This is a genomic window from Lactobacillus sp. UMNPBX16 (assembly GCF_002553775.1).
Lineage (GTDB): Bacteria > Bacillota > Bacilli > Lactobacillales > Lactobacillaceae > Lactobacillus > Lactobacillus crispatus.
In genome coordinates this window covers 14,267-41,156 of record NZ_PCYU01000020.1, presented here as the reverse complement: position 1 = coordinate 41,156, position 26,890 = coordinate 14,267, and the positions used below count along the sequence as shown (strand labels likewise).

At 37.9% G+C, this 26,890-nt stretch carries 30 protein-coding genes; 22 read left to right on the top strand and 8 right to left on the bottom strand.

Annotated features, from left to right (window positions below; genetic code table 11):
• Positions 1-163 precede the first annotated feature (163 nt).
• The 19 genes from CP367_RS05365 (at position 164) to CP367_RS05275 (ending at position 17,653) form a co-directional block, all read left to right on the top strand.
• Entirely contained in the window at positions 164-1,567 is a 1,404-nt protein-coding gene (locus CP367_RS05365) for an FAD-binding oxidoreductase (protein WP_013086950.1), read from the top strand.
• Between the two features lie 146 nt (positions 1,568-1,713).
• Entirely contained in the window at positions 1,714-4,020 is a 2,307-nt protein-coding gene (locus tag CP367_RS05360; RefSeq protein WP_089145815.1) for a glycoside hydrolase family 31 protein, read from the top strand.
• A gap of 164 nt (positions 4,021-4,184) precedes the next feature.
• Entirely contained in the window at positions 4,185-4,370 is a 186-nt protein-coding gene (locus CP367_RS05355) for a hypothetical protein (protein WP_013086948.1), read from the top strand.
• Positions 4,371-4,597: 227 nt separating this feature from the next.
• Entirely contained in the window at positions 4,598-5,155 is a 558-nt protein-coding gene (locus tag CP367_RS05350; RefSeq protein ID WP_061205101.1) for a hypothetical protein, read from the top strand.
• Positions 5,156-5,170: 15 nt separating this feature from the next.
• A complete protein-coding gene (locus CP367_RS05345; protein ID WP_065990707.1) occupies positions 5,171-5,380 on the top strand; it encodes a helix-turn-helix transcriptional regulator in 210 nt (69 codons plus the stop codon).
• A gap of 132 nt (positions 5,381-5,512) precedes the next feature.
• A complete protein-coding gene (locus CP367_RS05340) occupies positions 5,513-5,707 on the top strand; it encodes a hypothetical protein (protein ID WP_089145816.1) in 195 nt (64 codons plus the stop codon).
• Positions 5,708-5,740: 33 nt separating this feature from the next.
• Positions 5,741-6,163, top strand: coding sequence for a hypothetical protein (locus CP367_RS05335; protein ID WP_089145817.1), 423 nt, complete (start codon positions 5,741-5,743; stop codon positions 6,161-6,163).
• Between the two features lie 18 nt (positions 6,164-6,181).
• Positions 6,182-6,343, top strand: coding sequence for a hypothetical protein (locus tag CP367_RS05330; protein ID WP_233186490.1), 162 nt, complete (start codon positions 6,182-6,184; stop codon positions 6,341-6,343).
• A gap of 84 nt (positions 6,344-6,427) precedes the next feature.
• Positions 6,428-6,655, top strand: a complete 228-nt coding sequence (locus CP367_RS05325) for a hypothetical protein (RefSeq protein ID WP_233186491.1) — start codon at positions 6,428-6,430, stop codon at positions 6,653-6,655.
• Positions 6,656-6,694: 39 nt separating this feature from the next.
• Positions 6,695-7,591 (top strand): ABC transporter ATP-binding protein, encoded by an 897-nt coding sequence (locus CP367_RS05320; RefSeq protein WP_089145819.1) that lies wholly within the window; start codon positions 6,695-6,697, stop codon positions 7,589-7,591.
• Entirely contained in the window at positions 7,584-8,798 is a 1,215-nt protein-coding gene (locus CP367_RS05315) for an ABC transporter permease (RefSeq protein WP_180707089.1), read from the top strand. The genes CP367_RS05320 and CP367_RS05315 overlap by 8 nt, the downstream gene beginning before the upstream one ends.
• 306 nt (positions 8,799-9,104) lie before the next feature.
• On the top strand, positions 9,105-9,860 hold the full coding sequence (locus CP367_RS05310) for a DeoR/GlpR family DNA-binding transcription regulator (RefSeq protein WP_005721017.1): 756 nt from the start codon (positions 9,105-9,107) through the stop codon (positions 9,858-9,860).
• A gap of 1 nt (position 9,861) precedes the next feature.
• Entirely contained in the window at positions 9,862-10,776 is a 915-nt protein-coding gene (gene pfkB, locus CP367_RS05305; RefSeq protein ID WP_005721020.1) for a 1-phosphofructokinase, read from the top strand.
• 20 nt (positions 10,777-10,796) lie between these two features.
• Positions 10,797-12,794 (top strand): fructose-specific PTS transporter subunit EIIC, encoded by a 1,998-nt coding sequence (locus CP367_RS05300; RefSeq protein WP_089145821.1) that lies wholly within the window; start codon positions 10,797-10,799, stop codon positions 12,792-12,794.
• 193 nt (positions 12,795-12,987) lie between these two features.
• Complete coding sequence (locus tag CP367_RS05295; protein WP_041811225.1) at positions 12,988-13,266, top strand: helix-turn-helix transcriptional regulator; 279 nt, start codon at positions 12,988-12,990, stop codon at positions 13,264-13,266.
• 253 nt (positions 13,267-13,519) lie between these two features.
• A complete protein-coding gene (locus tag CP367_RS05290; RefSeq protein ID WP_089145822.1) occupies positions 13,520-14,413 on the top strand; it encodes a metal ABC transporter solute-binding protein, Zn/Mn family in 894 nt (297 codons plus the stop codon).
• 27 nt (positions 14,414-14,440) lie between these two features.
• Entirely contained in the window at positions 14,441-15,088 is a 648-nt protein-coding gene (locus CP367_RS05285) for a metal ABC transporter ATP-binding protein (protein ID WP_089145823.1), read from the top strand.
• On the top strand, positions 15,088-15,882 hold the full coding sequence (locus tag CP367_RS05280; protein ID WP_005721027.1) for a metal ABC transporter permease: 795 nt from the start codon (positions 15,088-15,090) through the stop codon (positions 15,880-15,882). Before CP367_RS05285 ends, CP367_RS05280 begins: the two co-directional genes overlap by 1 nt.
• Before the next feature lie 256 nt (positions 15,883-16,138).
• Positions 16,139-17,653 carry an L-lactate permease gene (locus CP367_RS05275; RefSeq protein WP_089145824.1) on the top strand — a complete coding sequence of 505 codons (1,515 nt, stop codon included), beginning with the start codon at positions 16,139-16,141 and terminating at the stop codon, positions 17,651-17,653.
• A gap of 85 nt (positions 17,654-17,738) precedes the next feature.
• Here the strand turns inward: CP367_RS05275 and CP367_RS05270 are convergent, their stop codons facing one another.
• The 6 genes from CP367_RS05270 to pepF all read right to left on the bottom strand — a co-directional run bounded on the left by CP367_RS05270 (position 17,739) and on the right by pepF (position 22,795).
• Positions 17,739-18,215, bottom strand: a complete 477-nt coding sequence (locus CP367_RS05270) for an S-ribosylhomocysteine lyase (RefSeq protein WP_089145316.1) — start codon at positions 18,213-18,215, stop codon at positions 17,739-17,741.
• A gap of 57 nt (positions 18,216-18,272) precedes the next feature.
• Positions 18,273-19,391 (bottom strand): 5-methyltetrahydropteroyltriglutamate--homocysteine S-methyltransferase, encoded by a 1,119-nt coding sequence (locus tag CP367_RS05265; protein WP_089145825.1) that lies wholly within the window; start codon positions 19,389-19,391, stop codon positions 18,273-18,275.
• Between the two features lie 580 nt (positions 19,392-19,971).
• A complete protein-coding gene (locus CP367_RS05260; protein WP_089143643.1) occupies positions 19,972-20,379 on the bottom strand; it encodes a type II toxin-antitoxin system death-on-curing family toxin in 408 nt (135 codons plus the stop codon).
• Positions 20,380-20,382: 3 nt separating this feature from the next.
• Positions 20,383-20,598, bottom strand: coding sequence for an AbrB/MazE/SpoVT family DNA-binding domain-containing protein (locus CP367_RS05255; protein WP_005723825.1), 216 nt, complete (start codon positions 20,596-20,598; stop codon positions 20,383-20,385).
• A gap of 147 nt (positions 20,599-20,745) precedes the next feature.
• Positions 20,746-20,940: a hypothetical protein gene (locus CP367_RS05250; protein ID WP_089145826.1), complete on the bottom strand. Its 195-nt coding sequence runs from the start codon at positions 20,938-20,940 to the stop codon at positions 20,746-20,748.
• Between the two features lie 58 nt (positions 20,941-20,998).
• On the bottom strand, positions 20,999-22,795 hold the full coding sequence (gene pepF, locus CP367_RS05245) for an oligoendopeptidase F (protein ID WP_089145827.1): 1,797 nt from the start codon (positions 22,793-22,795) through the stop codon (positions 20,999-21,001).
• 166 nt (positions 22,796-22,961) lie between these two features.
• Here pepF and CP367_RS05240 point away from each other — a divergent pair, with 166 nt between their 5' ends.
• Together CP367_RS05240 and CP367_RS05235 are read left to right on the top strand one after the other, a co-directional pair.
• Positions 22,962-24,200: an LCP family protein gene (locus tag CP367_RS05240; protein ID WP_089145828.1), complete on the top strand. Its 1,239-nt coding sequence runs from the start codon at positions 22,962-22,964 to the stop codon at positions 24,198-24,200.
• A 64-nt stretch (positions 24,201-24,264) separates the two neighbouring features.
• Positions 24,265-24,954, top strand: coding sequence for a DUF554 domain-containing protein (locus CP367_RS05235; RefSeq protein WP_089145829.1), 690 nt, complete (start codon positions 24,265-24,267; stop codon positions 24,952-24,954).
• Here the strand turns inward: CP367_RS05235 and CP367_RS05230 are convergent.
• Both CP367_RS05230 and CP367_RS05225 read right to left on the bottom strand, forming a co-directional pair.
• Entirely contained in the window at positions 24,951-25,493 is a 543-nt protein-coding gene (locus CP367_RS05230) for a PBECR4 domain-containing protein (RefSeq protein WP_013086911.1), read from the bottom strand. The two genes, CP367_RS05235 and CP367_RS05230, sit on opposite strands and share 4 nt — an antisense overlap.
• A gap of 314 nt (positions 25,494-25,807) precedes the next feature.
• Positions 25,808-26,359, bottom strand: coding sequence for a GNAT family N-acetyltransferase (locus CP367_RS05225; protein ID WP_005722451.1), 552 nt, complete (start codon positions 26,357-26,359; stop codon positions 25,808-25,810).
• Between the two features lie 144 nt (positions 26,360-26,503).
• On the opposite strand from CP367_RS05225, the gene CP367_RS05220 reads away from it, so the two are divergent.
• Positions 26,504-26,884, top strand: coding sequence for a hypothetical protein (locus tag CP367_RS05220; protein ID WP_005725472.1), 381 nt, complete (start codon positions 26,504-26,506; stop codon positions 26,882-26,884).
• Positions 26,885-26,890: the final 6 nt, after the last annotated feature.

Genomic DNA, 26,890 nt, shown 5'->3' with positions numbered 1-26,890 from the left:
AGTTATTTAAATGAAACTCGATACTATCGCATTTTAAAGTGAGGTAGTATGGAAATTTGCTTTTTTAGATAAAAAAATCTTCAGTTCTTGTTTTTGACACCGCTTACAAAAGCGGATACATTAGTTAATATAGGATGTTTCAATTTGGAAAGAAGTGTCAAAGATGGACTTTAAAAAATTAACTGCAACAGATATAGATAATTTGAGTAAATTTATCTCAGATCCAGAGCGATTCATTACTAAGCCAACTGTTCATTGGGATCATGACCAATTTAAGACGGTTAGAGCAATGCCTGACTTGGTAATTCAACCTGAAACTAATGAAGAAGTCGAAAACGTTGTTAAATATGCAAGTGATCATCATATTCCTATCGTTCCGCGTGGTAATTCGACTGGTCTAATGGGTGGCAATTTAACCGTTGAAGGTGGCATTTCACTGGATATGGTGAAAATGAATAAGGTTTTGGAATACGAGCCAGAAAGTCTAACGATGACTGTGCAAGCAGGTATTCGGTTGAAAGATATTGAAGAATATTTAGCCAATAAACCATTTACTTATATGCCAGCTCCAGCAATGCATTGGGCTACAATTGGTGGTAATGTGGATACTAACGCCGGTGGGTTGAAAGCAATTAAATATGGCGTTACTCGAGAACATATCCGCGAATTGAAGGTTGTTTTAACCGATGGTAAGCTCTATAAATTTGGCGCTAAGGCAGTTAAGTCCTCATCAGGTTATTCGTTAAAAGACCTGATCATTGGCTCAGAAGGGACTTTAGGTGTAGTAACTGAAGTTACCATGCGTTTATATCCACGTCCTAAACAATCGATCAATGCAATTATTCCGTTTCCTACTTTGGATGATGCGATTAAATCAGTGCCAGCAATTTTAGCTTCAGGTGTAGTGCCAACTACTGTTGAATTCATGGGTAGAAAGGTCATTAGTCTCTGGGAAAAGTATTACGATGAAAAATTCCCGATTGCAAATGGCGATGGCTTCATTATTCTAGGGCTTGATTCTTTAACTAAAGAGGAATTGGATGCGGAATTAAAGCTTGCCCTTGCAGCAACGAAGAAGTTTAAAGCAGCTGATGCGGTAATTTTAGATGCTAATTCAGAGGAAGCAAAGAAGATTTGGACTTGTCGGGAAGCATTGCTTTTGGCTATTCAAAAGTCTACGCCAAAGATGGATGAAGTTGATATTTGTGTGCCAATTAATCATATTCCTGATGTTTTGCATAGAGTTGATGAATTGGAACAAGAGGTTGGTATGCGAATTCCTAACTTTGGTCATGCCGGCGATGGTAATTTACATATTTATCTTTGCTCAGATGCAATGAGTGACGAAGAGTTTGAGCAAAAGAGTCATTATGTGATTACCGAACTTTATAAGACAGCTAAAGCTTTGGATGGAAATATGTCTGGCGAGCATGGTATTGGTTATGCCCGCAAAGATTGGTTTGAGGATTTCTATGGTCATGATTACACTGAACTTTTGAGAAAGATCAAGCATGTTTTTGATCCAAATTATGTTTTGAATCCAGATAAGATTTTTCCAATGGAATAAATTAAATAAAACTGCCGTAAGGCAGTTTTTTTGTATTTAAATACAAAAATTTTTGAAGGTGTTTTTTCTGGTATGACCCAATTGATTAGCTTATTGTGCTAAAATTGAAAGCGAATACATAACTTTTGATTTTTTAGAGGTAAATTATGATTAATCAACTTACTGATTTTACTAAAGATGGACAAAAAATTACCTTAAACTATGAGAATGGACCAATGATTTTGACCGTGTTAACACCGGAAATTATGCGATTCTTTCAAGATCGAGGTAATGCTAGCAATTCTTATGCTATCGAAGGCGATAAAGAAATTAAAACTGATTTTACAGTTAAAAATAAAGGCGATCATATTGAAATAGCTACGGCTAAGTTGATAGTAAAAGCTTATGATGATGAAAAAATTGACGTCTTTGATGAACAAGGCAATCCATTGGTCGTAGATTATCGGGGGAAAAGAACCCCAATTGACCGACAGATGGATGAGGAACATTTGAAGCTGGCTGAATCTGAAGGCCATGATGTGGATAAATTACTGGGAAAGCATGACGCCGATTATTATGAAGTGGTCAAGTCACTAGCAGATGACGAAGAATTTTATGGCTTGGGTGATAAAACCGGCTATTTGAATAAACGCCACTATGCTTATGATAATTGGAATACTGACAATCCTGATCCGCAGGTCGAAAGCTTCACCCGTTTGTATAAGTCGATTCCAATTTTACTAGGATTAAAAAATGGTCATCCTTACGGTATCTTTTTTGACAATACTTACCGTAATCATATTGACTTAGGTAAGGAAAGCAACAATTATTATTACTATTCAGCTGATAATGGTAATTTAGATTATTATGTTATTGGTGGGGCCTCACTCAAGGCGGTTGTCACGAATTATACCTACTTAACAGGCCGTGTACCAATGCCACAGAAGTGGACTCTGGGCTATCAGCAATCGCGCTGGGGCTATAGTGTTAGCCAAAAGCAGGTAGAAAAAATTGCGGAAAATCTGCGTAAATATGATTTGCCTTGTGATGTCTTGCATCTTGATATTGATTACATGAAGGGCTATCGTGTCTTTACTTGGCGCAAGGATACTTATGAAGCTCCAGAAGAGTTTATTAAAAAAATGCGTAAATTGGGCTTCAGGATTATTACTATTATTGATCCGGGCGTAAAAAAAGATGATGCTGATTATAAAATTTATCAAGAAGGTATTGAAAAGGGCTATTTCGTTAAGGCAGCAGATGGTACTGTTTATGTAAATGAAGTTTGGCCGGGGGATGCGGTATTTCCAGATTTCGGTCGCCAGAAAGTTCGCCAATGGTGGGCTAAAAATTGCAAATACTTAGTTGACTTGGGCGTTAGTGGCATTTGGGATGATATGAATGAACCTGCTTCATTTAGAGGTGAAATTCCAGGCGATGTTGTTTTCCATAATGAAGAAGAAGCTTCAACGCATAACAAGATGCACAATGTTTATGGTCACAACATGGCTAAGGCAACTTATGAGGGTTTGAAAAAGTATTCAGGTAAGCGGCCATTTGTAATCACGCGTGCAGCATATGCCGGAACTCAAAAGTTTTCCACAGTCTGGACGGGTGATAACCAAAGTTTGTGGCCACATGTGCAAATGATGATTCCGCAATTATGTAATTTGGGTCTGAGTGGCTTCAGCTTTGCTGGTACTGACATTGGCGGCTTTGGAGCTGATACAACGCCAGAATTATTAACACGTTGGATTGAGGGAGCATTGTTTAGTCCGCTTTATAGAAACCATGCGGCACTTGGTACGCGCTCACAAGAACCATGGGTCTTTGGTGAATCAACTTTATCGATATACCGTAAGTATTTGAAGTTACGCTACCGCTTTATTCCTTATTTATATGATGAATTCTACCGTGAAACTCAGACTGGGCTACCAGTTATGCGGCCGTTGGTCTTAAATTATGAAAATGATCCACATGTGTATAACTTAAACGATGAGTATATGGTAGGCGAGGACATTTTGACAGCTCCAGTTGTCCAGCAAGGTCAAACTAAGCGTGCGGTGTACTTACCTAAAGGTGAATGGATTGACTTCTGGAACGGTGTAGAGTATTCAGGTGGGAATACAATTTTAGTTGATGCTCCAATTGATAAATTACCGCTATTTATTAAAAAAGATACGATTCTACCGTGGGGTAAGGAAGTCGACCATATTTCTGATGAACCGGATAAAGATATGACATTCAGAGTATTTGGTAATGGCGGCAAGTATAGACACTATCAGGATAACGGCGTTGACTTTGAGTATCAAAAAGGCGAGTATAACTTGTACGATATTGAAGTTGATCATGATCAAGTGACGGTCAAATTAGCGCATCATGGCTATGCACATGAATATCAACGAATTATAGTTGAATTAGCTGATCGTAAAGTAGTATTTAACTACTGCGAAGGCGAATATACAGAAGCATAATTTAAATAACAGGAATAACCCCAAATAACAGGGTTATTCCTGTTATTTTTGTTTTTTATTGTATTATTCTAAAAATATTTTTGTTGGATAAAACGTTGATTTATCAAGCTTTATGAAGGATGGCTTACGTGAAGAGAGAAATAAGTGATTGAGAGGTAATAACGATGATGACTGAATTAACTACTGAAACTGAATTAAGATTTAACGTAAAGACTATTTCAACTGAAAACATGATTAACATGCTTGAAGAAGACGGTTGGAAGCAAGAATCAATGCATTTTGCAGAAAACAAGATCTCAGCTAACGCAATGGCATCAATGCTTGAAGATTTAGGTTGGAAAGAAAACTAAGAGTCAAAATAACAAAAAAATCTAACTACGATGCAGTAGTAAGTCACATCGCATTATCAATCAACTAAGAGAGCTAGCATGGAAAATATTCCATGCTAGTTTTTTTATTGTGGAAATTATATATCTGCTTTTATTGCAAAAAAATATTTAATTATTGTATTGCAATTACAAATTATCGTAATACAATAATTAATGAAAAGAGTATTAAACGAAAGAGAGGGAGAAAAATGAAAAAGTTTGTTTTAAATTTGCTTACGGTAATAACGTGGATTTATCAAGTGCTTTGTGTATTTAGCATTGTTACGTTTGTTTTAGCAGGTGGCTTCACAATTTTTGTATTATCACAGCCCGGAGCTGGTGCAGAAATAAGTAAAGGCATGAGTGATGAACTCGGTGTCCAGTTCAGTAGTACATGGATATGGCTAATGCTAGGGATGTTTTGCCTTTTCATTGTTGCCATGGTCGCTCAGTTTCTCATTTGTGGTTACGCACGATTGATTATTAAGAACATTAAACAAGAGATTTATTTTGCAGTAAAAAATTTACAACTGCTGAAAAAACTATTGATTTCAGTATCTGTTTACACAGTCGCAACGATAATTTTCTATATTGGGATTTACAGTAACTACGCAACTTTAACTAAGATTGCTAAAACTTCATCCGTTGACATGATTTATCCAACCAGTATTACTAATAGCTTGTTCTTCCTAGCAATTTTGTACGTAGTTTACCTAGTCTTCAAATATGGGATGAAGGTTCAAGAAGACGCAGATTCAATTATTTAATAGGAAGTGATATAGGTGATTGAAGTGACACTAGATTTTATGCTTTTGAAGCGAAAGATGTCTTCAAAGGAGTTGGCAGAGAAGGTTGGCATCACGCCGGCTAACCTGTCAATCCTAAAGACAGGAAAGGCGCATGGCGTTCGCTTCGACACGTTGAGCAAGATCTGTGAAGTCTTGGATTGTCAACCAGGGGATTTATTAGCTTATAAAAAAGATGAAGAATAAAATGCAAAATCAGTCCGAAAAATGACAGAATTGGACGGTTTTACCTTTTACATGAATGATAGGGATATGATTAATTTAAAAGGATAAAAGATTATTTCCTGGGAGATAATCGCTGAATTAGAGGAAAGAAAAATGCTGTACTTAATTTATATTGTGTTCGGCTTACTGATTGTTTTAGCCGTTAATTATGCCGTTACAGCATTCTTAGCTGTTCATGATTTGCTTAAAAATAGAGAAAAAGATCAATTAAGTTTTGGGGATGCATTCAAGAAATACTTCGCCAAGAACAACAACATTCCGACTAAGTTTTCGGATTTGTTTAATTAAAAATGAAAGACAAATTTCCTTGAGGTAACAAGAATGAATAACGAAAAATTTGCTCGTGAAAACAAGAGAATTATTAAGGGCATGGGAATTGGAGCAATTGCGGGTCCGCTGGTTTTCTTAGGGATAATGTATGTTAAAAATCATGGTCCACTTCAGGCTTGGCAGATTATTGCATCTATTGCAATTGGATTCGCTTTTGGCTTGATAATTGGCGGCATTATTTCTGCTAACTTGGCCGTTAGCAAGACAGTAGATTCAAAGATTCCATGGCAGAAGAAAGTGTTGAAACTTGCTCCTCAAGTTATTGGTACAGGAGTAGTGGTTGCTGCAGCTAGTGTAGTGATTACTTTAGTAACCAATTGGGGGTCAGTTGATATTGTAAAAACAATTTTTTCAACCGATACTTTATGGCAGTTCTTTGACGGTGTACTTCTAGGTCTAATAACCATTAGATAAAAAGTTGAGGGATAGATCATGTTAGAAAAAGCTAAAAAACAATTCACTGGTGCTGTGATTTTCTCTGTTATTGCACTAATTGTCGCAATTTTTAGTATTAAATGGTACAACTTGAAAATTATGTATCGTTATTGTTATCTTGTTGATCTGGTTAGGCTATACAAGTATCGGATATTTTAAGCTTAAAGCAGAAAATGATAGCGACAATTATTAGTATATGTACCACATAATTCCCATAGCAGAAGTTAAAAAGGAATGAATGCCATGAAAAATACAGTTATTTCTATAATTATGATAATTGTTATAGTAATTACACTATGTTGGTTAGTTACTATTCCCCAGGTAATGCGGAACAAAACATCAGATGGTTATCAACTAAGATTTATTAGGAAATCTACTAAGGTATATCCTCATTTTTGGCAAGCATATTGGCGGCAAGCACTGCTGAATATTTTGGATGTGCTTGCATTCTTTGGCGATAATTATTCTTAGATATTCAATCAATAACATATAAAAGTTGAGGAAAAGCTCATGTTAAAAATAGAACACCTAAATAAAAGCTTCGGGTCAACACAGGTTTTGTTTGATGTTAGCTTCAATGTGTCAGATAGACGTATTCTCGGACTGGTTGGTAAAAATGGGTCGGGTAAGTCGACGATCTTTCATAGTATTTTGAAATTCGTTGATTATGACGGTCAGATTAGTATTGATGGACATTCTTTCAACGCTAAAGATTATGACAATATTGGCTATCTGCCTGAAGAGCGAAGTTTGATGCCTAAATTAACTATTGAAGATCAGGTAGTGTTTTTAGCTAGCCTTAAAGGGATGCCGGCTAAAAAGGTAAAAGAAGAATTGCCTGATTGGTTATCACGCTTAGCTGTTAAAGGGATCCCAATGGATAAGATTAAGTCTTTGTCTAAAGGTAACCAACAAAAAGTACAGATGATTGCGACTTTAATTCATCAACCTAAATTGATTATTTTAGATGAACCATTCAGTGGACTAGATCCTGTTAATGTCGATCTACTGAAGCAGCTGATTTTGGAAGAAAAAAGAAAAGGCGCTACAATCATTTTTTCTGATCATGATATGCGTAACGTGGAAGAATTGTGCGATGACGTCGTAATGATCAATGATGGGCATATCGTCTTGAATGGCCCAGTAAATGAAATTAAGAACAGCTTTGGTTTAACTCGAATTTTTGTCAGGACAGACAAAAGTGCTGCTGAATTATCAGCCTTGCCAGGTGTAAAAGATGTAATTTTGCAAAACAATGGAATGAAGCTGCTTATTCTTGCAGACGAAAAATATGGTAAGGATATTTTTAACCAACTTTCGGCCGGTCAATATATCCAGACTTTTGACCAGGAACCTCCAACTTTAGACGAAATTTTCAAGATGAAAGCAGGTGCTCGTCATGAATAAGATCTGGCTTGTCGCTAAAGAAACCTACCGTAGAGAAGTGAAAACTTGGTCATATTTGTTGATGATTTTAGCACCGTTTCTGCTCGTCTTCTTTTCATTTGTTATCGGAATGGTATCAGCTGGCGGTAGTGATGACAACTATGTCGGGGTAGTTACTTCTAATTCTGCCTTAAAGCAAGCAATTAAAAAGTCAGAAGACTTTGACAACTATAGCACTGAAGCTAAGGCTAAAAAGGCGTATAAAGATGAAGATATCGATGGCTATGTTTTAATTGAACAAAAGAATAATCAATTAGCTGCAACTTACTATAGTGATGAAAAAATGGACAGTGATCTAAAATCAGAGCTGCTAACGAGCCTAAACACCGCCCAGCAACAATTGAATTTAAGTAAGGCCAAGCTAACGACAAAACAGACTCAGTCTTTAGCTACGCGGGCGCAATTTAAGCAACAAGTTAAGCATGTTGAGAAGAAGAGCTTTGACAATGATCCTGTTAAGCAAATTTCCTTCTGGGTTTTGCTGATTATCTTGTACATGCTTGTGATCACTTATACGCAAGTAACAGCACAAGATATCGCTACGGAGAAGGGTACCAAGATAATGGAAGTAATCTTTTCGAGTATGCCAGGTGGCGATTATTTCACTGGGAAGATTTTAGGTATTTTTGGTGAAATTATTACCCAAGTGTTAATTTATGTTGTTGGTTTTGTGGCAGTTTATTGCGCGGCCCCATACATCGATGGCTTTAGCGATTTATTTGGACAGTATAAGCCGATGATTGATCAAGCAATTGGCAATCTGGCTTCTTGGGGATTGGTGTTTACGATAATCGGCTTGGTATTGTTTATTATCTTTGCAGCTTTCTGTGGCGCTTTGGTTGCTAAAAGCGAGAATGCCAACAAAGCGGTGGGACCACTATCTACATTGATGTTGATCGGGTTCTTGTTCACAGTCAATATGCAATCAGGTGGGGATACGATTTTTACTAAAGTATTATCGTACATCCCGTTTCTATCATCATTTGTAATGCCAGCTAGAGTAATTATGGGTAACGCAACTAATTTAGAGGCAGCTATCTCTGCTTTAATTGCTTTAGCCGCTACAGTAGCGTCATTTATCTGGATTAGAAAAATCTATCCAAACTTGATTTTGCAAACAGATGATGTCGGCCCATGGCAAAACTTTAAGCGTAGCTTGAAAGGCTAGACAAAATATATTTAATAGTAAAACGCGCTGAATCAATAATGATTCGGCGTGTTTTGTTTTAGCAAGGTTAATAGATCTTTGGTTCTCTTTCTTAGTCATCTTTACGGATTCTTAGTCAAATAGGGTAAAACGACTAAGAATAATTCCAAATGACGAAGAAAAGATGTCGTTTCAATCAAAAAACGGCATCTTTTTTGCATATAAATGAATTTTATTGAACGATAATAAATAAAAATGACATTTTTTGAATAAAAATGATTGATTTTGGAGGAGAAAGCGAATACAATATTTATCGAGGTGAGAATGATGCTGACTCAGGAGCGCCAAAGCTTAATCGAAGACTATGTTAATCAACACGAGTTATGTCGCGTAAGTGAATTATGTGACTTAACCGCAACATCTGAATCAACTATCCGTCGAGATCTAATTCAGATGGAAAAAAATGGGATCCTTAAGCGTGTTCATGGCGGTGCCCAATCAGTTAAACATTTTTCTCGTGATGTATCACAAAACGTTCGCTTCAGTTTGAATCATGACGCAAAAATCACTATTGCTAGATATGCCGTGCAGAATTTTGTTCGTCCAGGTGACAATGTCTTCATTGATGCAGGAACAACAACTTATGAGATGGTACCATTTTTAGCAGAGGTTGCTAACGTCAAGATTATTACTAATGGTGTAGAGACTGCTTTATGCAGTTTAAATCACGGAATTAACACAATTCTAATTGGCGGTGAAGTTAAGGACGATACGCATGCTGTTATAGGTCAGACCGCCTTAAGTCAGATTAAGGCAATGAATTTTTCAGCTAGCTTCGTTGGTGCTAATGGAATTGAAAAAAATGGCAATCTAACTACACCTGATCCAGAGGAAGCTGCGGTTAAGGCAGCCGAAATCAAACAGGCAAGACACGCTTATGTATTAACCGATAATAGTAAAATCGGTGAGCGTAACTTTGCTGTGTTTGCCAATACAAGTGACGTGATTGTGGTAACTGATCAACTAAAACCAGGTCAAAAACGGTCATTACCAGTCGGTATTGAATTAGAGGAGGCAAAATAGGATGATTTATACAGTAACTGTTAATCCAGCGCTTGACTATGTTCTTCAATTAGAAAAAGTTAACCGCGGAGAAGTTAACAGAACTAACAATGATTCATTTTTAGCAGGGGGTAAGGGAATTAACGTTTCTCAAATCCTTAACCAATTAAATGTTGATAATACGGCATGGGGCTTCGTAGGTGGCTTCACTGGTAAGGAATTGGTTCGTCAATTGAATCAAAAGAGAATTGAAAGTGACTTCGTTACTATTTCAGATAACACTCGTGTGAATGTTAAGATCCACGCTGAAAAGGAAACTGAAATTAACGCGGCTGGTCCTAACATTACCGACCAAGAAATCACTGCTTTTAAGGATCGTTTAAACGATTTAAAGAAGGGCGACATTGTAGTAATGAGCGGTTCTCTTACTCCAAGCCTTCCAACTGATTTCTATCAATCATTGCTTCCTACTATTAAAGAAGCAGGTGCAGAATTTGTTGTTGATACTACTGGACAAGCTTTACTTGATACTTTGGCATATAAGCCACTAGTAATTAAGCCTAACCACCATGAATTAGCAGACTTGTTTGGCGTAACTTTTGATTCAAGTGATGTGATGCTTGAATACGCACAAAAGCTTTTAGATAAGGGTGCTCAAAATGTGATGGTTTCTATGGCTGGTGAAGGTGGTTTCCTTCTTACCAAGGATCATGTTTACCATGCTAAGGGTGCTGTTGGTACTGCTGTTAACTCAGTTGGTGCAGGTGATTCAATGATTGCCGGCTTCGTTGGTACCTACTACAAGACCCAAGATCCTAAGGAAGGCTTCAGAATTGGAATGGCTTGTGGTGCCGCTACCGCCTTTACTAAGGATATTGCAGTTAAGAGCCAAATTGATGCTGTTCTTCCACAAATCAAAGTTGAGCAAATTTCTTAATAAAAAACGAGGGGAAAAATATGAGAATCAAGGATATTTTAAGCCCTGACTCCATGATTATGGAGCTTAAGGCTAAGAACAAAGAAGATGCCATTAAAGAAATGGCTGACCTTGAAGTAGCAACTGATATCGTTAACGACGAAGATGCTTTTATTAAGTCAATCTGGGCACGTGAAAACGAATCAACTACTGGTATTGGTGGCGGAATTGCGATGCCTCACGCACGTAACAAATCTATTAACAAGGCACGCGTATTATTCGCCAAGAGTAAGGAAGGAATTGACTATAATTCACTTGATGGCCAACCAGTTCACTTATTCTTCATGATTACTGCACCAGATGGTGCTGACAATACTCACCTTCAAGCATTAGCAAAACTTTCAGGTTTGTTAATTGATCCTGATTTAGTTGAAGCTTTGAAGAATACTAAGACTCCTAAAGAAGTTATCGATCTTTTTGAAAAGGCTGAAGCTAAAAAAGACGAAGAAGACAAGAAGGCAGCTGAAGCTAAGAAGGCTAAGGAAGCTGCTAAGGCTCAAGGTACAAGTGATGACGACAACAAGCCATTGATTGTTGGTGTTACTGCATGTATTAACGGTATTGCCCACACTTACATGGCTCAAGAAGCCTTGATTAAGGAAGGTAAGAAGCGCGGCATCGAAGTTAGAATTGAAACTAACGGTTCAGAAGGGGTTAAGGATAAGTTGACTCCTGATGAAATCAAGCGTGCTAAAGGTGTTATTATCGCTTCTGATAAGAAAGTTGATATGCCACGTTTTGACGGCAAGCACTTAGTTAACCGTCCTGTTGTTGATGGAATTAACAAGCCAGGCGAATTGATTGATGACATTATGGGTGGTAAGGCTGATGTTTACCGTGCAAGTGCTCAAGACAAGTCAACTGAATCTTCATCAACTGAGAAGCCAGGTTTGTGGGCAGGTATCTACAAGAACTTGATGAATGGTATTAGTCACATGCTTCCATTCGTTATTGGTGGTGGTATCTTAATGGCCATCTCATTCATCGTAGAAAACTACATGGGTGGCGCTAAGACTCCTGCTTTCATCTTTTTAAACAATGCTGGTAACTTGGCATTTGCCTTCATGGTTCCAGTTTTGGCAGCCTATATCGCTGAATCAATCGGTGATTTGCCAGCCTTAATGCCAGGTTTTGTTGGTGGTTACATGGCCTCTATTGTTAACGGTCAATTCCAAGTTAACGTTCAAGCTCACGCAACTTCACCAGCCGGCTTCTTAGGCGGTATTGCTGCTGGTTTTATTGCTGGTTACTTGATGGTTGGTTTGAAGAAAGTATTTGCTAAATTACCTCGTTCTGTTGAAGGTATGAAGCCAATGCTGTTCTATCCAATTTTAGGATTGCTCTTTATTGCAGCAATTATGTTCTACATCATTAACCCAATCTTTAGTGGCATTAACTTTGCTATTACTCATTTCTTGAACGGAATGGGTACTGGTAACTTGGTACTTTTGACCACTATCCTTGCCGGAATGATGTCAATCGATATGGGTGGTCCTTTCAACAAGGCTGCTTATGTCTTCGCTTCAGGTGCATTTGCTAACGACCCTCACTCAGCTACTGCTGCTATCTTGATGGCTGCTGTAATGGTGGGTGGTATGGTTCCACCATTTGCTACTGCAATTGGTACTACATTCTTCAAGAACAAGTACACTGTAGAAGAACGTCGTGCCGGTGTTTCTAACTGGGTATTAGGCTTCTCATTCATTACTGAAGGTGCTATTCCATTTGCTGCTGCTGACCCAGGTCGTGTAATTCCATCATGTATCATTGGTTCAGCTGTTGGTGGTGCTTTAGTTGGTTTATGGCACGTTGGTGTCCCAGCTCCTCACGGTGGTCTTTGGGTATCACCACTTGCTGGTAACATCGGTGGTCCAAGCCACATCTTATTCTACTTCTTAGCAACGATTATTGGTTCAATTGTTGCTGGTTTGATCATGAGTTTCTGGAAGAAGAACGTTAAGGACGCCCCTAACGAATAAAAAGAGTAAAATAATTTCAGTTATTGATCAAAAATTAACACAATACGTAAAAAAACGTATTATAATATAAATATCTTGATGATCTCTACTTAAATCAAGATACTCTGTTATGTTTTGCGCTACCTTCGGGTAGCGTTTTTTTGTGCCAAAATATACGCTATAATAAATTAAAAAGGATGAATGGGTGAAGAGAGTGGACGAGCAAATTATTCGGATTACTAGGGCGTTGAATCATCCGATTAGAATTCAAATTCTTTATTATCTAAATGATCACCAAAAAAGCAGCGTTAATAACTTAGTTAAGCAATTCGACGTGAGCCAGCCGGCTATTTCACGTCATTTAAGGATTCTAGAAGAAGCAAAGCTAGTTAAGAGTGAACGAGTTAAGCAAGAGCGTTATTACAGCTTAGAAGACACGCACGTGATTAAGATTTTGGATGTTTTGCGGCAGCACGTGAAGGAAGAATTTTAGTCGGGTTTGACAATTATATAAAAATATGTTTATATAATAATGTAATTTTAGAACAAAGCATTGAATAAAATTCAGCAAAATTTTATTGACTTAAATTAGCGGTAGCATCAGGCTTGTGCAGCTCTGGTGCTATTTGTGTACTCTGAAAACAGTTGACATAAGCTCAAAACTAGCTTATTCTAACTTTTAATTAGAGAATTTTTGCTGAGTTTTCTAATTAAATGCTTTTTTATTTTGCACAAGGAGGATTTTTATGCAAAATTTCAAATCTAAAATTACCAAGTTGTTTTCTATTTTAGGATTAGTTAGTGTACTGGCTTTAGTTGTTTCGGCATGCTCAAATAAGAAGTCAGCTAGCGATTCAGATAAGATTAACATAGTAACGACCACAAATGTTTATTCCGATATCGCTAAGAATATTGTAGGTAAATACGGTAGCGCTAAGGCGATTATTAATAATAGCAGCACCGATCCCCATGACTTTGAACCAACTACTGCCGATGCCAAGGAGTTGACTAAGGCTAATATTATTGTGGCTAACGGCTTAGGCTACGATTCTTGGATGAATAAGTTAGCTAGTTCAGTCAATAAAAAGCCGGTCTTAGTTGGTGAAGACTTGATGGGCTTGAAGAGGGGAGATAATCCTCATATTTGGTACAATTTAAGTATGCCAACTAAATATGTTGATTATATAGTTAAACGCTTGTCTAAGCTCGACAAGAAGCATGCAGCTTACTTTAAGGCTAATGGTGAAAAGTACCTAGCTAAAGTTGCGCAAATTAAGCAACTTGTAAAGACTGACAAGAAAAATAGTAAGCCGGTCTTTGTTAGTGAGCCAGTCTTTGATTATGCTTTGAAAGAAGCAGGCTACAAGATTGGTGACAAGGACTTTGAAGAAGCCATCGAAAATGGTACTGACCCAAGTCCAAAGATGATCAACAAGATGAATGATGAAATTAGAGCAAAGAAGATCGCTTTCTTTGTTAATAATACGCAAGCAAGCAGCTCAACTGTGAAGTCATTTGTAAAATTGGCTAAGGAAAATAATATTCCAGTGTTGAATGTACGCGAAACAATTCCTAACCATACTACTTACTTAGCTTGGATGAAGGAAAACTACCAAAATTTGGCTAAGATAGAAAAATAAATTTTAGTCAAGCAGGGGGTGTGATGAGTGATTTTAGAAGTAAATAATCTCTCGATGAAATTTGATACCAAGACTGTTTTTCAAGATTTAAATTTTGAACTTGAAGCTGGGTCGATGACGGCACTACTTGGACCAAATGGAACGGGGAAGACTACTTTAATTAAGATTTTGATGGGGATGCTAAAGCCGACTGGGGGCAACTTTAAGTTTGATAAGAATGTCAGACTAGGTTATGTGCCTCAATTTCGCAATATCGATGCGGAATATCCTTTATCAATTCGCGCCTTTATTGGCTTGAACGCTCCTTTATTTAAAACTAAAAAGGTGAGAGAGCAGATCGACCATCAATTGGCAGAAACACATTTGAGTCAAATTCAAAATACCCGCATGGGTGAAGCCTCCGGTGGACAAAAACAACGGGCATACCTGGCTCAGGCTCTACTTGATCATCCCAATATGATCATCTTAGATGAAGCAACAGCTAGCCTAGATCCGGCTGCTAAGGAAGAATTGATGGGATTAATCAAGCACCTGAATCGTGAACACAAAATTACCGTTTTGTTTGTCACTCATGATATTCCTTTAGCTAAAAAGTATATGACTGATTATCTATATTTAAATAAGGGAACGATCAGGCAAGGAAAGATGGATAAATTTAAGGAGGATTTCGAATAATGTTTCAATACGAATTTATGCGTTATGCCTTCTTAGCTAGTACATTCATTGCGATTACCTGTGGCGTGGTCGGTGTATATGTAGTAGCACGGAGTTATGCTTTTTTAGCTCACACACTGTCAGAAATCGGCTTTGCTGGAGCAGCTTTTGCCGTCTTTATCGGCATTGCACCGTTATGGGGGATGCTACTATTTACCTTGCTCGGTTCAATTGGAGTAGGAGAATTGTCCTTGCACAGCGATCAAAAAGAATCGTCAGTTAGTGCGATCTCAGCTCTGTTTATTGGGCTAGGTGTGCTGTTCTTAGCCATTTCTGGATCAAATAGCCGTTACGCTACTAATATTCTGTTTGGTAGTATCATCGGTGTTGATAAACAAGGCGTGATTCAGCTAGTGGTTTTGTCAATTCTAGTTTTACTATTAATTATTTTGGTAGCTCGAAGCTTGAATTTTGACTCATTTGACCATATCGGTGCCGTTGCACATGGTGTACATACTGGCTGGGTTGGTATTGCTTTCTTGGTAGCCTTGGCTATGTCAGTTGCTATCGGTGCCCAGATTGTTGGTTCATTGCTAGTCTTCATTCTATTGACATTGCCATCTTCAACGGCGCGCTATATTGGTAAAACAATACCAGCAATGATCAGTTGGTCCGTGTTTTTCGCTTTAGTTGGCGTGTGGGCTGGACTGTATCTCGGCTTTATCACCAACTGGCCGGTAACTTTCTTTATTGCAACGATCGAAGTGGTAATTTACTTAATCGCTTATGGTATTCACGTAATTAAACATCGCTAAAAAAACAGAAGTCAGGCTGAATTCGGTCTGGCTATTTTTTTACGCAAAAAAAGAACTACTCTATTCCACGGAGTAGTTCAAACATGATGTGAGAAATTTTACTTTCCATTAATTGTTATATAGTTTGTTGGTTAAACTTGCAAGTGAAATTTGTGAAAATTGTAATTTTAACTAAAATTTTGTGTCTTATTTTAACTTTTTACCCAAATCATGATTAAATAATATAGTACAACACTTTTGATGATGGAGGATTTTGATGTGGATTAGATTTGCGATCGCATTGTTGCCGATCGTTTGGTTGATTATTTCGCTGGGAGTTATGCGAATGCCAGCTGCACGCGCTTGTGTCATTGGCTTAATTTTGACGATGGTGTTAGCAGTCTTTAGTTTTAAATTACCGGTGCTAGATACGGCAAGTGGGGCGCTAGAAGGCATTATCATGGGCATTTGGCCGATTATGTTTGTTATTGTCATGGCTTTGTTTGCATATAACGTTACTACAGAATCTGGCGGTATGGAAACTATTCAAAATATGCTGGCGACGATTTCAACCGATAAGCGGATTATTGTTTTGATTATTGCTTGGGGATTTGGTGGCTTTTTAGAATCAATCGCTGGCTTTGGAACCGCGGTAGCAATTGCGGCAGGAATATTGATTGCCTTTGGCTTGGATCCGATTCGCGCATCAGTCATTAGTTTGATTGCTAATACAACTGCGACGGCTTTTGGTGCAATTGGATTACCAGTTTTAACTTTAGCTGAAGTGACGGGTCTACATCAAGAAAAACTATCCTTCATCGTGACATTGCAATTATCTATTTTGGTAATACTGGTACCATTTATTTTAGTTATCTTGACTGAAGGCAGCATTAAGGCAATTAAAGGTGTAGGCTTTATTACATTGATGTCAGGACTGGGAATGGCTATTCCCCAGGTAATAGCTGCAAAATTTGTAGGGGCAGAATTGCCTGCAATTGTTGGCTCATTGTGTTCAATTGCGATTACAGTCTTATTAACTAGATGGCATGATGATGAAGAAGAGCCAGATGTTTTACGCCCACATGCTAAGGAAATGCTCAAGGCGTGTACACCATTTATTTTGGTCTTTATCTTTGTGATCTTTGCTTCTTCATTAGTTCCAGCTGTCAATGATGTACTTAATAAAGTAACCACTAATCTTGTTGTTTATACAGGAAAGAACCCAAATACATTGTCAATTAGTTGGTTATCTTCTCCTGGAACATTAATTTTTGTAGCTACATTAATTGGTGGGGCGATTCAGGGCATCAGTTTGAAGAAAATGATACAGATTTTGGGGCAATCAATTAAGAGCGTGTGGAAAACGACGATTACGGTTTGTGCGATTGTGGGCTTAGCTAAAGTAATGGTTTATGCTGGTATGACGAATGCATTAGCAGTGGCCTTGGTTGGCCTTTTAGGACCAGTTTATCCATTGTTTGCGCCGTTAATTGGTGCACTAGGAACATTTTTAACAGGATCTGCTACATCAGCTAATGTTTTATTTGGTAATTTGCAGTATACTGCAGCAACGGACTTAGGCGTAAGTAAATACTGGGTTGTAGCCTCGAACATGACAGGGGCCACGGCAGGGATGCTTTCACCGCAGAATATTGCAGTAGCGACCGGCTCAATTAATCGTGAGGGAGACGAAGGCGAGATCCTAAAAGAAACGGTCAAGTGGGGCGGTTTGTATTTGGTAGTCTGCTGTGTCTTCTTGTATATAGTTGGCTTAGTTGCCGGGATGATATAAGTGAAAAAATAAGAGCTAGTAGTTCACTAAAATGAATTGCTAGCTTTTTTAATTATTTACTATTTTTCAGTTAAACCTTTAAATTTTATTCAACCACATGTCTTTCAAATGGGTCATCAGAAATGCCTTCAGCCAAAATATCTCTTGACCATTGCTTAGCTGAGAATAGTGAGTGGTCGCGATAATTACCACAAGATTCAATTGTCGTTCCTGGTACGTCTTCCCATTTAATGTTGTCACGGATTTCTTCTAATGACTCCTTAAGTGCCTTGGCAACTTCAGTAGTTGATGGGGTGCCCCAAACTAGAAGGTGGAAGCCAGTCCGACAGCCAAATGGTGAACAATCAATGTAGCCGTCGATGCGGTCGCGTAAAAGACCGGCTAAAAGGTGTTCAATTGTGTGCAAGCCGCCAGTAGGAATGGCATTCTTATTAGGTTGAACCAAACGCAAATCGAAGTTGCTGATCTTGTCGCCTTTTTGGCCTTCTTCAACGGTGATTAACCGAACGTAAGGTGCTTTAACTTTAGTATGATCTAATTCAAAACTTTCAACTTTTCCCATGAATTTTTCTCCTTTGTTTAAATCTGTTTATCTTGATTTTAACTAGTTAGGTGCCATTTAGCCCCAAACTTGCTTGGCGGTGTCGACAACTAACTTAATCTTTTTCCATTGGTCATCTTCGGTCAACGTGTTGCCTTCTTCAGTTGAGGCAAAGCCACACTGTGTGCTTAAAGCGAGATTATTTAGTGGGTGGAATTCATCTGCTTCTTTAATTCTAGCGATTAATTTTTGTGGATCTTCTAATTCCGCTTTCTTACTGGTTACTAAACCCAAGACCACAAGTTTGTCGTTAGGAATTTGCGTAATTGGATCAAAATTGCCGGATCTTTCATTGTCAAATTCAAGATAAAAGGCGTCAACATTTTCCTTAGCAAAAACATAGTCCGCTACTGGACCATAACCTCCTTGGGCTGCCCAAGTTGAGTGATAGTTACCGCGACAAATATGAGTTGATATTCGCAAATCTGTTGGCAAATCTTTGATTGCATCATTGTTAAGCTTCAAGTATTTTCTTTTAAGGTCGTCTAATGAAAAGTCATCTTGTAAATGACTTTTCCAATAGCGCTTATCTACAATCATACCCCAAGTACAGTCATCGAGTTTAATGTCGCGACATCCTGCATCGTATAAGGCTAAAATTAAGTCTCGGTATGCTTTAGAAATATCGGTGAGTAAATCTTCTTCTGAACTATAAATCTTTTTAAGCGCGGCAATATTTTCTTCTCCACGAACAAGTTCTGCGTAAAATTGTGCGGGAGCTGGAATACTTTGCCGTGGAATTACGTTAGCGCCAGTTTCATCGACAACTTTTTTCAGGTATTCAAATGATGAAAGATCTGGATGTTTACCAGTAAATTTAATTTTTCCCTCAACTTGGGCAGAGTCGTTACGAGTTTCTTCATCGTGGAAGAAATAGCCGTGGGCCTGCTTAGTGTGTTTAATACCCCCAAAGCCCCAGAAGGTATCAAGATGCCAATAACTTCTTCTGAATTCACCATCAGTTACGATTTTAAGGCCATGATCAATCTCTTTTTGAACTAATTCTCTGATCTCTGTATTTTCAACATGAGTTAATTCTTCTTGCTTAATTTTTCCTTCTTCAAATTCTGCGCGAGCCTTTTTTAATTCTGCGGGTCTTAAAAAGCTACCAACGATATCGTAATGTAATTCTGTCATAATTTTTCTCCTTAGTTTTGCTTCAATGTTTTATTTAACGATGAAAAGTCCGATGATGATCAAGATCAACCAGACAATAGTGCACATTCGGTTGAATGCCTTTTTACTGATGATGATTCGTGAACTTGTAGTTTTGATAGGTTTATCCATTGTCTGGCTCCTTTCTGAAAAATTAAATAAGCAAAATAAAAAGCGCCCTTAGCATAGAACTTCTATGCTAGGGACGCCTAAGCGTGTTACCACCCAAATTCAAGCTAGCTTCACAGCTAACTCCTTACTAAGTACTCCCAGGATTGGGAAGACTCGGACGGGGTAACGATCGTCACTCGTAAATTGCTTACTTAATAGCTTGCTCTTTAAAATAGCTCCAAGACCATATTCGTTACTCTCAACCACATCGGCTTGTACCAACTCCGACTCTCTGCAGAAGTCTTAAGTAATTACTCATCTCTTCTAAGCTTTTATTAATTTAATTGTCATTATAATACGACGATGAAAAGAAGAAGTCAAGGAAATTTTTGAAAAATCGGTATCATTAACAAATAATCGGTATCAAATCTCACGAAATGATACCGATTTTTTAATTTTCATGAATTACTTGGTTAATCCATTGGTAAATTTCTTGGTAATTTAGTTCATTGTCATCTATTTGGGCAATTTTTAAGATTTGATTTGCTAGATCTTGCCAATCACAGGTTAATTCATAAGAGTTTCGTCTTAAAAATAGTAAGAATGCAATTGCTGTAGTTCGTTTATTTGCATCTTCAAAAACATGCTTTTTAACTAATTTAATTAATAAAATCCCAGCTTTTTCAGCAAAAGACGGATATAATTCTTGTCCAAAACTAGTTTGCTTAGGTTGAGCAATTAAAAAATGAAGGGCTTCTGCATCCCTAACGTGAGGTTTTTGTCCCGTTGCACCTTCTCTTTGAATAACCCTTGCATTGATTACTAAAATATCCTTTTCTGTTAGATAATTGATCTTCATTGACTACTTATCCTTTAAGTACTCTAACATATCCCAGTAATCAGAGATTAAGCCATCTATTTCTTTTAAATTTTCAGAATTAGGACGGTCTGATTTTTTGATTTTTACTTCAACAATATCGCCTACTTTGAGATTTTGCTCTTTTACTTCCTTAGCTGGGATATTGATAGCTAAGGAAGAACCATTTTTAACGACCTTTTTATATAAAGTTTCAGCCATATTTTCCACCTTTTCTCGCACTATAATACTTATATACGTATTATACATATTGAGCGATAAATATGCCAAGCAATAAATCAAGATCATCAACAAAAAATCGATATCAAATCTCACGAAATGATATCGATTATTTTTATATGAGCGCGATTATTGATGATTTTCGTCAAAATCTTTTTGAGCCTGATAATTCTGTTCAAAGATTTCATAGCGCTTTTGTTCTTCGGTTAACTTTTGCTTTGCATACTGGGTAAGACTTGTTATATCTTGGTCGGCCTCATAAGTAATGTATTGAGCTTTATCGTCTTTTTCAATGATCAAGAATGGCATTTGAATGGTAAGCAAAGCGGACTAATACATCGTCAATGTATTTTTGTGAGTAATGAAGCATATTTATTTCTTCTTACTTCTCAATCAAATTCTCAAATTCATTCAACCGCTTTTCAAAAGTCTTGAATGCATCCTCCAAGTAGTCTGGCTTGGTCATGTCTACGCCAGCACGCTTCATGATCTCAGTTGGGTAATCACTTGAACCAGCTTTAAGGAAGCCAAGGTAGGCATCCCTCTCAGCAGGCGTTCCATGAACCACCTTGTTTGCTAATGCCGTTGCAGCCGCAAAGCCAGTCGCATATTGGTACACATAGAAATTGTAGTAGAAGTGTGGAATTCGTGACCATTCAAGGGCAATATCGCCGCCTGGTTCAACGCTGTCTCCATAGTAATGCTGATTAATTTGACCATAAACATCGTCTAAAGTGTCAGCAGTCAGTGGTTCTCCCTTAGCATCAGCTTCGTGCAAGAATTGTTCAAACACGGCAAATTGAGTTTGACGGAATAAAGTGCCTTTAAATGAATCAAGGTAGTAATTTAAGATAAAGGCCCGCGTCTTAGGATCGGTAATGTGGTCTAAGAAATATTCGGTCAAAATATTTTCATTAGTAGTTGAAGCAATTTCAGCCACAAAGATTGGATAGTCGCCGTAAACGTAAGGTTGAGTATTGCGAGTGTACCAGGAGTGAACGGAGTGACCAGTTTCGTGGACTAAAGTATAAAGTGAATCGATGTTATCTTCCCAGTTGAGCAGTTCATATGGGTCAGTATCATAAGCACCACCAGAATAAGCCCCAGTTACCTTGCCTTTTGATTCAACCGGATCGATTACGCGGTTATTGAAGATGTAGTCAACATGCTTTAAGTAGTCTTCGCCCAATGGCTTCAATGCTTTTTTAGCAACTTCCTTCGCTTCTTCAAAGTCATAAGAAAGAGAAGGCTTCCCAGTTAGCGGCACATACATGTCCCACATTTGTAGGTCTTTTAGGCCCAAGATCTTCTTACGCAAAGCAACATAACGGTGAAGCAGATCAAGGTGAGAATCAACTTCTTTAATTAAAGTATCGTAAACTGCTTCCGGTACGCCATTTGCAGCTAAGGCAGCTTGGCGAGCAGAGTTATATTTGTGTGCTTTAGCGTTATAGTTGTGCTTTTTCACAACGCCGGACAAGGTTGAAGCTAGCGAATTTTGAAATTGACCGTATGTGGCATAGAGCGTATCAAAGGCACCTTTTCTGACGTCACGGTTTTGTGATTGAATTAATAATGAGTACAAACCGTCGGACAATTGTTCCATATTGCCATCATCATCTTGGACGTAGCCGTATTCCATGTCGGAATTGGTCAAAACGTTAAAAGTATTTTCGGAAACGCCCAAAGCATCCCCAGCGTCAGCGATTAATTTTTCTTGTTCAGCTGGCAGGGTGTGAGGGCGCTTATTAGTAATCATTTCCAAGTAGTGAGCGTAATTCTTTAATCTTGGTTCAGCTTGCTTAAATTCAGCTAGCTTGTCACTAGGGATGCTCAAGATTTCTGGGTTAATAAAACTAGTAGCGGCTTCAAATTGGTTAGCTAAGCTTTGCACTCGGCTGACGTAGCCTAGATAATGTGAATTAGCCGTATCAACATCACTGGACATGGTGGCATAAACATAAATATTTTCCACCTCGCGCTTAACGGCCAAAATCTTGGTTAAACCTTCGTACAAATCCTTGCCAGATTTTGCTAATGTGCCTTTTAATTCACCGAGTTGATCGACTTTTTCTTGGGCAGCTGCATAGGCCTGTTCCCATTCTTCATCATTTTTAAAAATTCGGGTCAAATCCCACTTAAGTTCTTCTGGGACTTCATTTCTGTTTGGTATCGCCATAATTTTCCTCCATAATTATTTCAATTTGTATACATCTTAGCTTGTTATGCTATTTTTCGCAAAAAATAAGTTATTATTAATTATCGGTATTTTTATTTTATCTAGAGACGAAAAGTGATACAAATAAACTAACTTCTATTAATTTCGAAGGGAAAAGATCAAAAGAATGGACCAAAATCCAAAACGAAGAGAAGATTATCGTGCTCGTCGTTCATCGCTTAATCTTCACCGTAATCGTGCATTTGCGGCAGATGCGTCAGCGTTAATACCAGGGAATTTCTTGGCTCGACTAGTTGGAGTGGTAGCCTTGTTGGCTGTTTGCTTCGGCGTAGCCTGGACAGCGCATATGTATTTTACTGTTCACAGCGTGATTGATGGCAAAAACGGCGGCAATACTGCTACTTCAGCTAAAATTGCTAATCGACAGCCAATTTCAATTTTAGTATTGGGAGTTGACCAAGGAATTGAAGGCCGGCATGATCGGGGAAATTCGGATACCATGATTTTAGCAACGGCTAATCCGCAAAAGAATTCGGCAACGATGACCTCAATTCCACGTGACACTTTAGCAGATATTAAGGGCGATCCAGGCGACAAATACTTTATGTTCCGGGTGAACTCTGCTTATGAAATTGGCGGACACGAAGCAAGTATGAAGACTGTGTCATCAATGTTAAATGTGCCAATTGATTATTATCTAGAAGTTAATATGAAGGCGCTAAAAAGCCTGGTTAACGCAGTTGGTGGTGTCGATGTCCAAGTTCCATTTGACTTCTCGTATGACTGGTGTGATTTCCACAAGGGTAAACAGCACTTGAATGGTCGGCATGCCGTAGCTTATGTGCGGATGAGAAAAGAAGACCCACGTGGTGACTATGGTCGTCAGATGCGCCAGCGTCAAGTAATTGAGGCAATTGCCCACAAGGCCATGTCAGTTAATACGCTCAGCAATTACCGCAAGCTAGTTGATGTCTTTAATAAGTATGTGAAAACTAATTTGACCTTCAACGATATGTTAAGCTTGGCGTTGAATTATCGTGGCTGTATGAAAAATATGAAGAGTAGCTATATTCAAGGTCATGATGCCTGGATTGATGGAGCCTCAATTCAAGTTGCTTCAACTAAGGAATTGCAAAAGACTTCTGATAGAATTCGCAAGAATTTGAATTTATCGACCCAAACGCTTAATAACGAGGAAACACGGCAGAATGAGTTGAATGATCAGAACAATCACATTAAGTGGGATGATCCGCAGGCTTTTACAAACTATCAGATTTATGATCAAAATCAGGATAAGCCAGCCAGCGGTTCTAATTCTGGTTATGGTGAAGGAACAGGGACAGGCAGCTCGTCTAGTTCAAGTTCATCATCCAGTTCAAGTAGCGGTTGGCATTTTCACTGGTAAATGAAAGAGTATCCGACAAGGATACTTTTTTTCTGCGGTAAAATAATCTTAAGAGGTGAGAAGGATGATTGGAACAATTGTAAATACGTTAGCCTTATTAGTAGGAACTAGTATTGGCTGTTTTTTGAAAAAAGGAATCAACAAACGATTTGAAGATGTGCTCTTTATTGCGATGGGGTTGGCAGCCTTAGGTATTGGCTGGGAGAATGTTACTAATAATATGCCCAAGAGTCATTATTCGGTTTTATTTATTGTCAGCTTAGCCCTTGGTGGTTTATGCGGCACGGCTTGGGATATTTCTGGTCATTTTGATCGCTTAGTAGAAAAAACAGGTAAATCAAACTTAGGTAAAGGTCTGGCCACCGAAATTTTGCTTTGTTGTATTGGAGCACTATCAATTGTGGGGCCAGTAATTGCGGCAGTTAAAGGCGACTATACGATGCTGTTTACTAATGCTACGTTGGATTTTGTGACCTCGATGGTTTTTGGCGCTAGTTTCGGTTGGGGGATGCTCGTTGTTGCTCCAGTGCTATTTTGCTGGCAGGGTAGTATTTACCTGGTAGCTAAATTTTTGTCGGCTAGCTTTTTTACGGGACCATTGGTAACTGAGATTTCCATTGTTGGTGGCTTTTTAATTGCCTGCTCTGGCTTAGCTTTATTGAAGATTCGTGATGTTAAAACGCTAAATTTTTTACCATCATTGTTAGTTCCAATTATCTTTTTCATTATTAAAGATCTGACTGGTTGGTTTTAGTTGAGAATAGTAATTTTACCAGTTTTTAGATCTCGAGATTCTATTTTTATTATTTTTTCTCCATTTGGAAAAGGATGAATAAATTTTAGATTTAATAAAGAGATAGGTATCATGTAGTTTTGATTATTTAATAGTGCAAGAGCTAGTATGCTTTTGTTGGTACGTATAGAGTGATCAAATTTTAAATATGTAAAATTACTGCGTCCTGTTAATCTTAAATGTGGTCCAAGCATTTCTTGAAATTGATTCATAATTTGTAATTTTTGAAAGGTAGACCCATCTTTTTTTATAAGTATTTTTTGATCTAATGCATCATTAAAAAATTTTCTTGGACCGTCGATATACGCTACTCCACACAAATGCATAAAATTATCTCTTCTAGCAGTAAGTTCGATTTTTTTATTCTTAGTAGTGTAGATAATGGTTTTGTTTACAAAGTGTTTGCTGTAAAAGTCAGCATTATCATAAATAATCGACATATAACGACGTAATTGTCCGATTTCTTTTAAATTTGCGTTTTTAAATAAGTTGCGATTCATCTCTTTTTTCTCCAATAAAAAAGAGTTCACAAACTCGTGAACTCTTAAGTCGGTTTAATTTTGGTGTCTGCCACCAGCTAAGCCCTTATGTCTTAGATATATAATATCAGGTTTATTTTGGTCCCTGCGACCCGTCAGGCCCTTATGTCCTGCATTAGAATCAGATTGACCATGAGCCGACCACTCATTGATGCTAAGCATCGTATAACATAATTATATTTGAGTTTGTTTTGGTAGTAAAGTATTAAGATTCCAAACACTTGTTTTATTAGTTTACCTAATATTTAACGCAATGACAAGCGAACAAAGTAGTTTTAACGTCGAATTAATCTAAAAATTTGGCCGTCATAGCCATTAATTAATTTTGGCTCAATCCCCATTAATTTAAAACCGCAACGCTTTGCGACATTGCTGCTCTTGTCATTGCCAACGGCAACGAGCAGATCAATGTATTGCAAGTTCAATTCACTAAAGGCATATTGGCATAACGCCGTTACACTCTTAGTAACAATGCCGCGGCCTTGATACTTGCTAGCAAGCCAATAGCCAATCTCGGCTTTTTTATTTGGCACTAGCTTATGCAAGTCGATCATGCCGCTAGGTTCGCCATTGACTAAAATAGTGAGCACAAGCATCGTCTGCTGGGACATTTTGGTTTGAATTTGCTTAATAAATTTTGCTTCATCGTTAGCTGAGTGCATTTGATCAGCCCAGGCTAGCCATTGACCTAATTGCTTTCGATCGCGGACAACAGCTTGATAAAGTGCCTCAGCTTGCGTAATTTGAGGCAAAACTAGTTCAATCTTTAAGTCCTGTTGTTGAAAACGAAGTGGGAAAAAATAGTATTTTTGCTTTTCTTGGCTCATTTTTCTTCTTTCTTCGTGCAATTTCATTTTTGCTAAGTATACTTAACTTATGTAAAAAATAATGAAAACGTCGTATCTTGCAAACTTTAACAATTTTTGCTAAGTTCGTAAAGTTACTAGGTCTCAATTAGGAAGGAAAAGATTATGCAAAAGAAAGAAAAAGAATCAATATTTCCAGTTATTTACGGCATAATTTCAGCTCTAATTTCTTTTATTGCCGTATTTTTTATTTGCTTGCACAGCTTTAGAATGAATTTGCAGCTAGCAATTATTCTAGCTGGTGTTTTTGCCATCTTTTTCTTCGGCTTGTCTTATTTCAGAGGACATGCTTCAGTCGAAATTAAGCGCATTGTTTATAAATATAAGCTGACCGACCAAGAATTGGCTAAAATCACCGGTATGAAGGCCAGTGATTTTCCAATTTATCACGACCATTTGCAATTAATTTTGCCTAAACGCTATTGGCCTCGTGTGCTTGATGCGCTACAAAATTATGAAAAAGAACACGAATCAGCTGAACAATAATTAAGG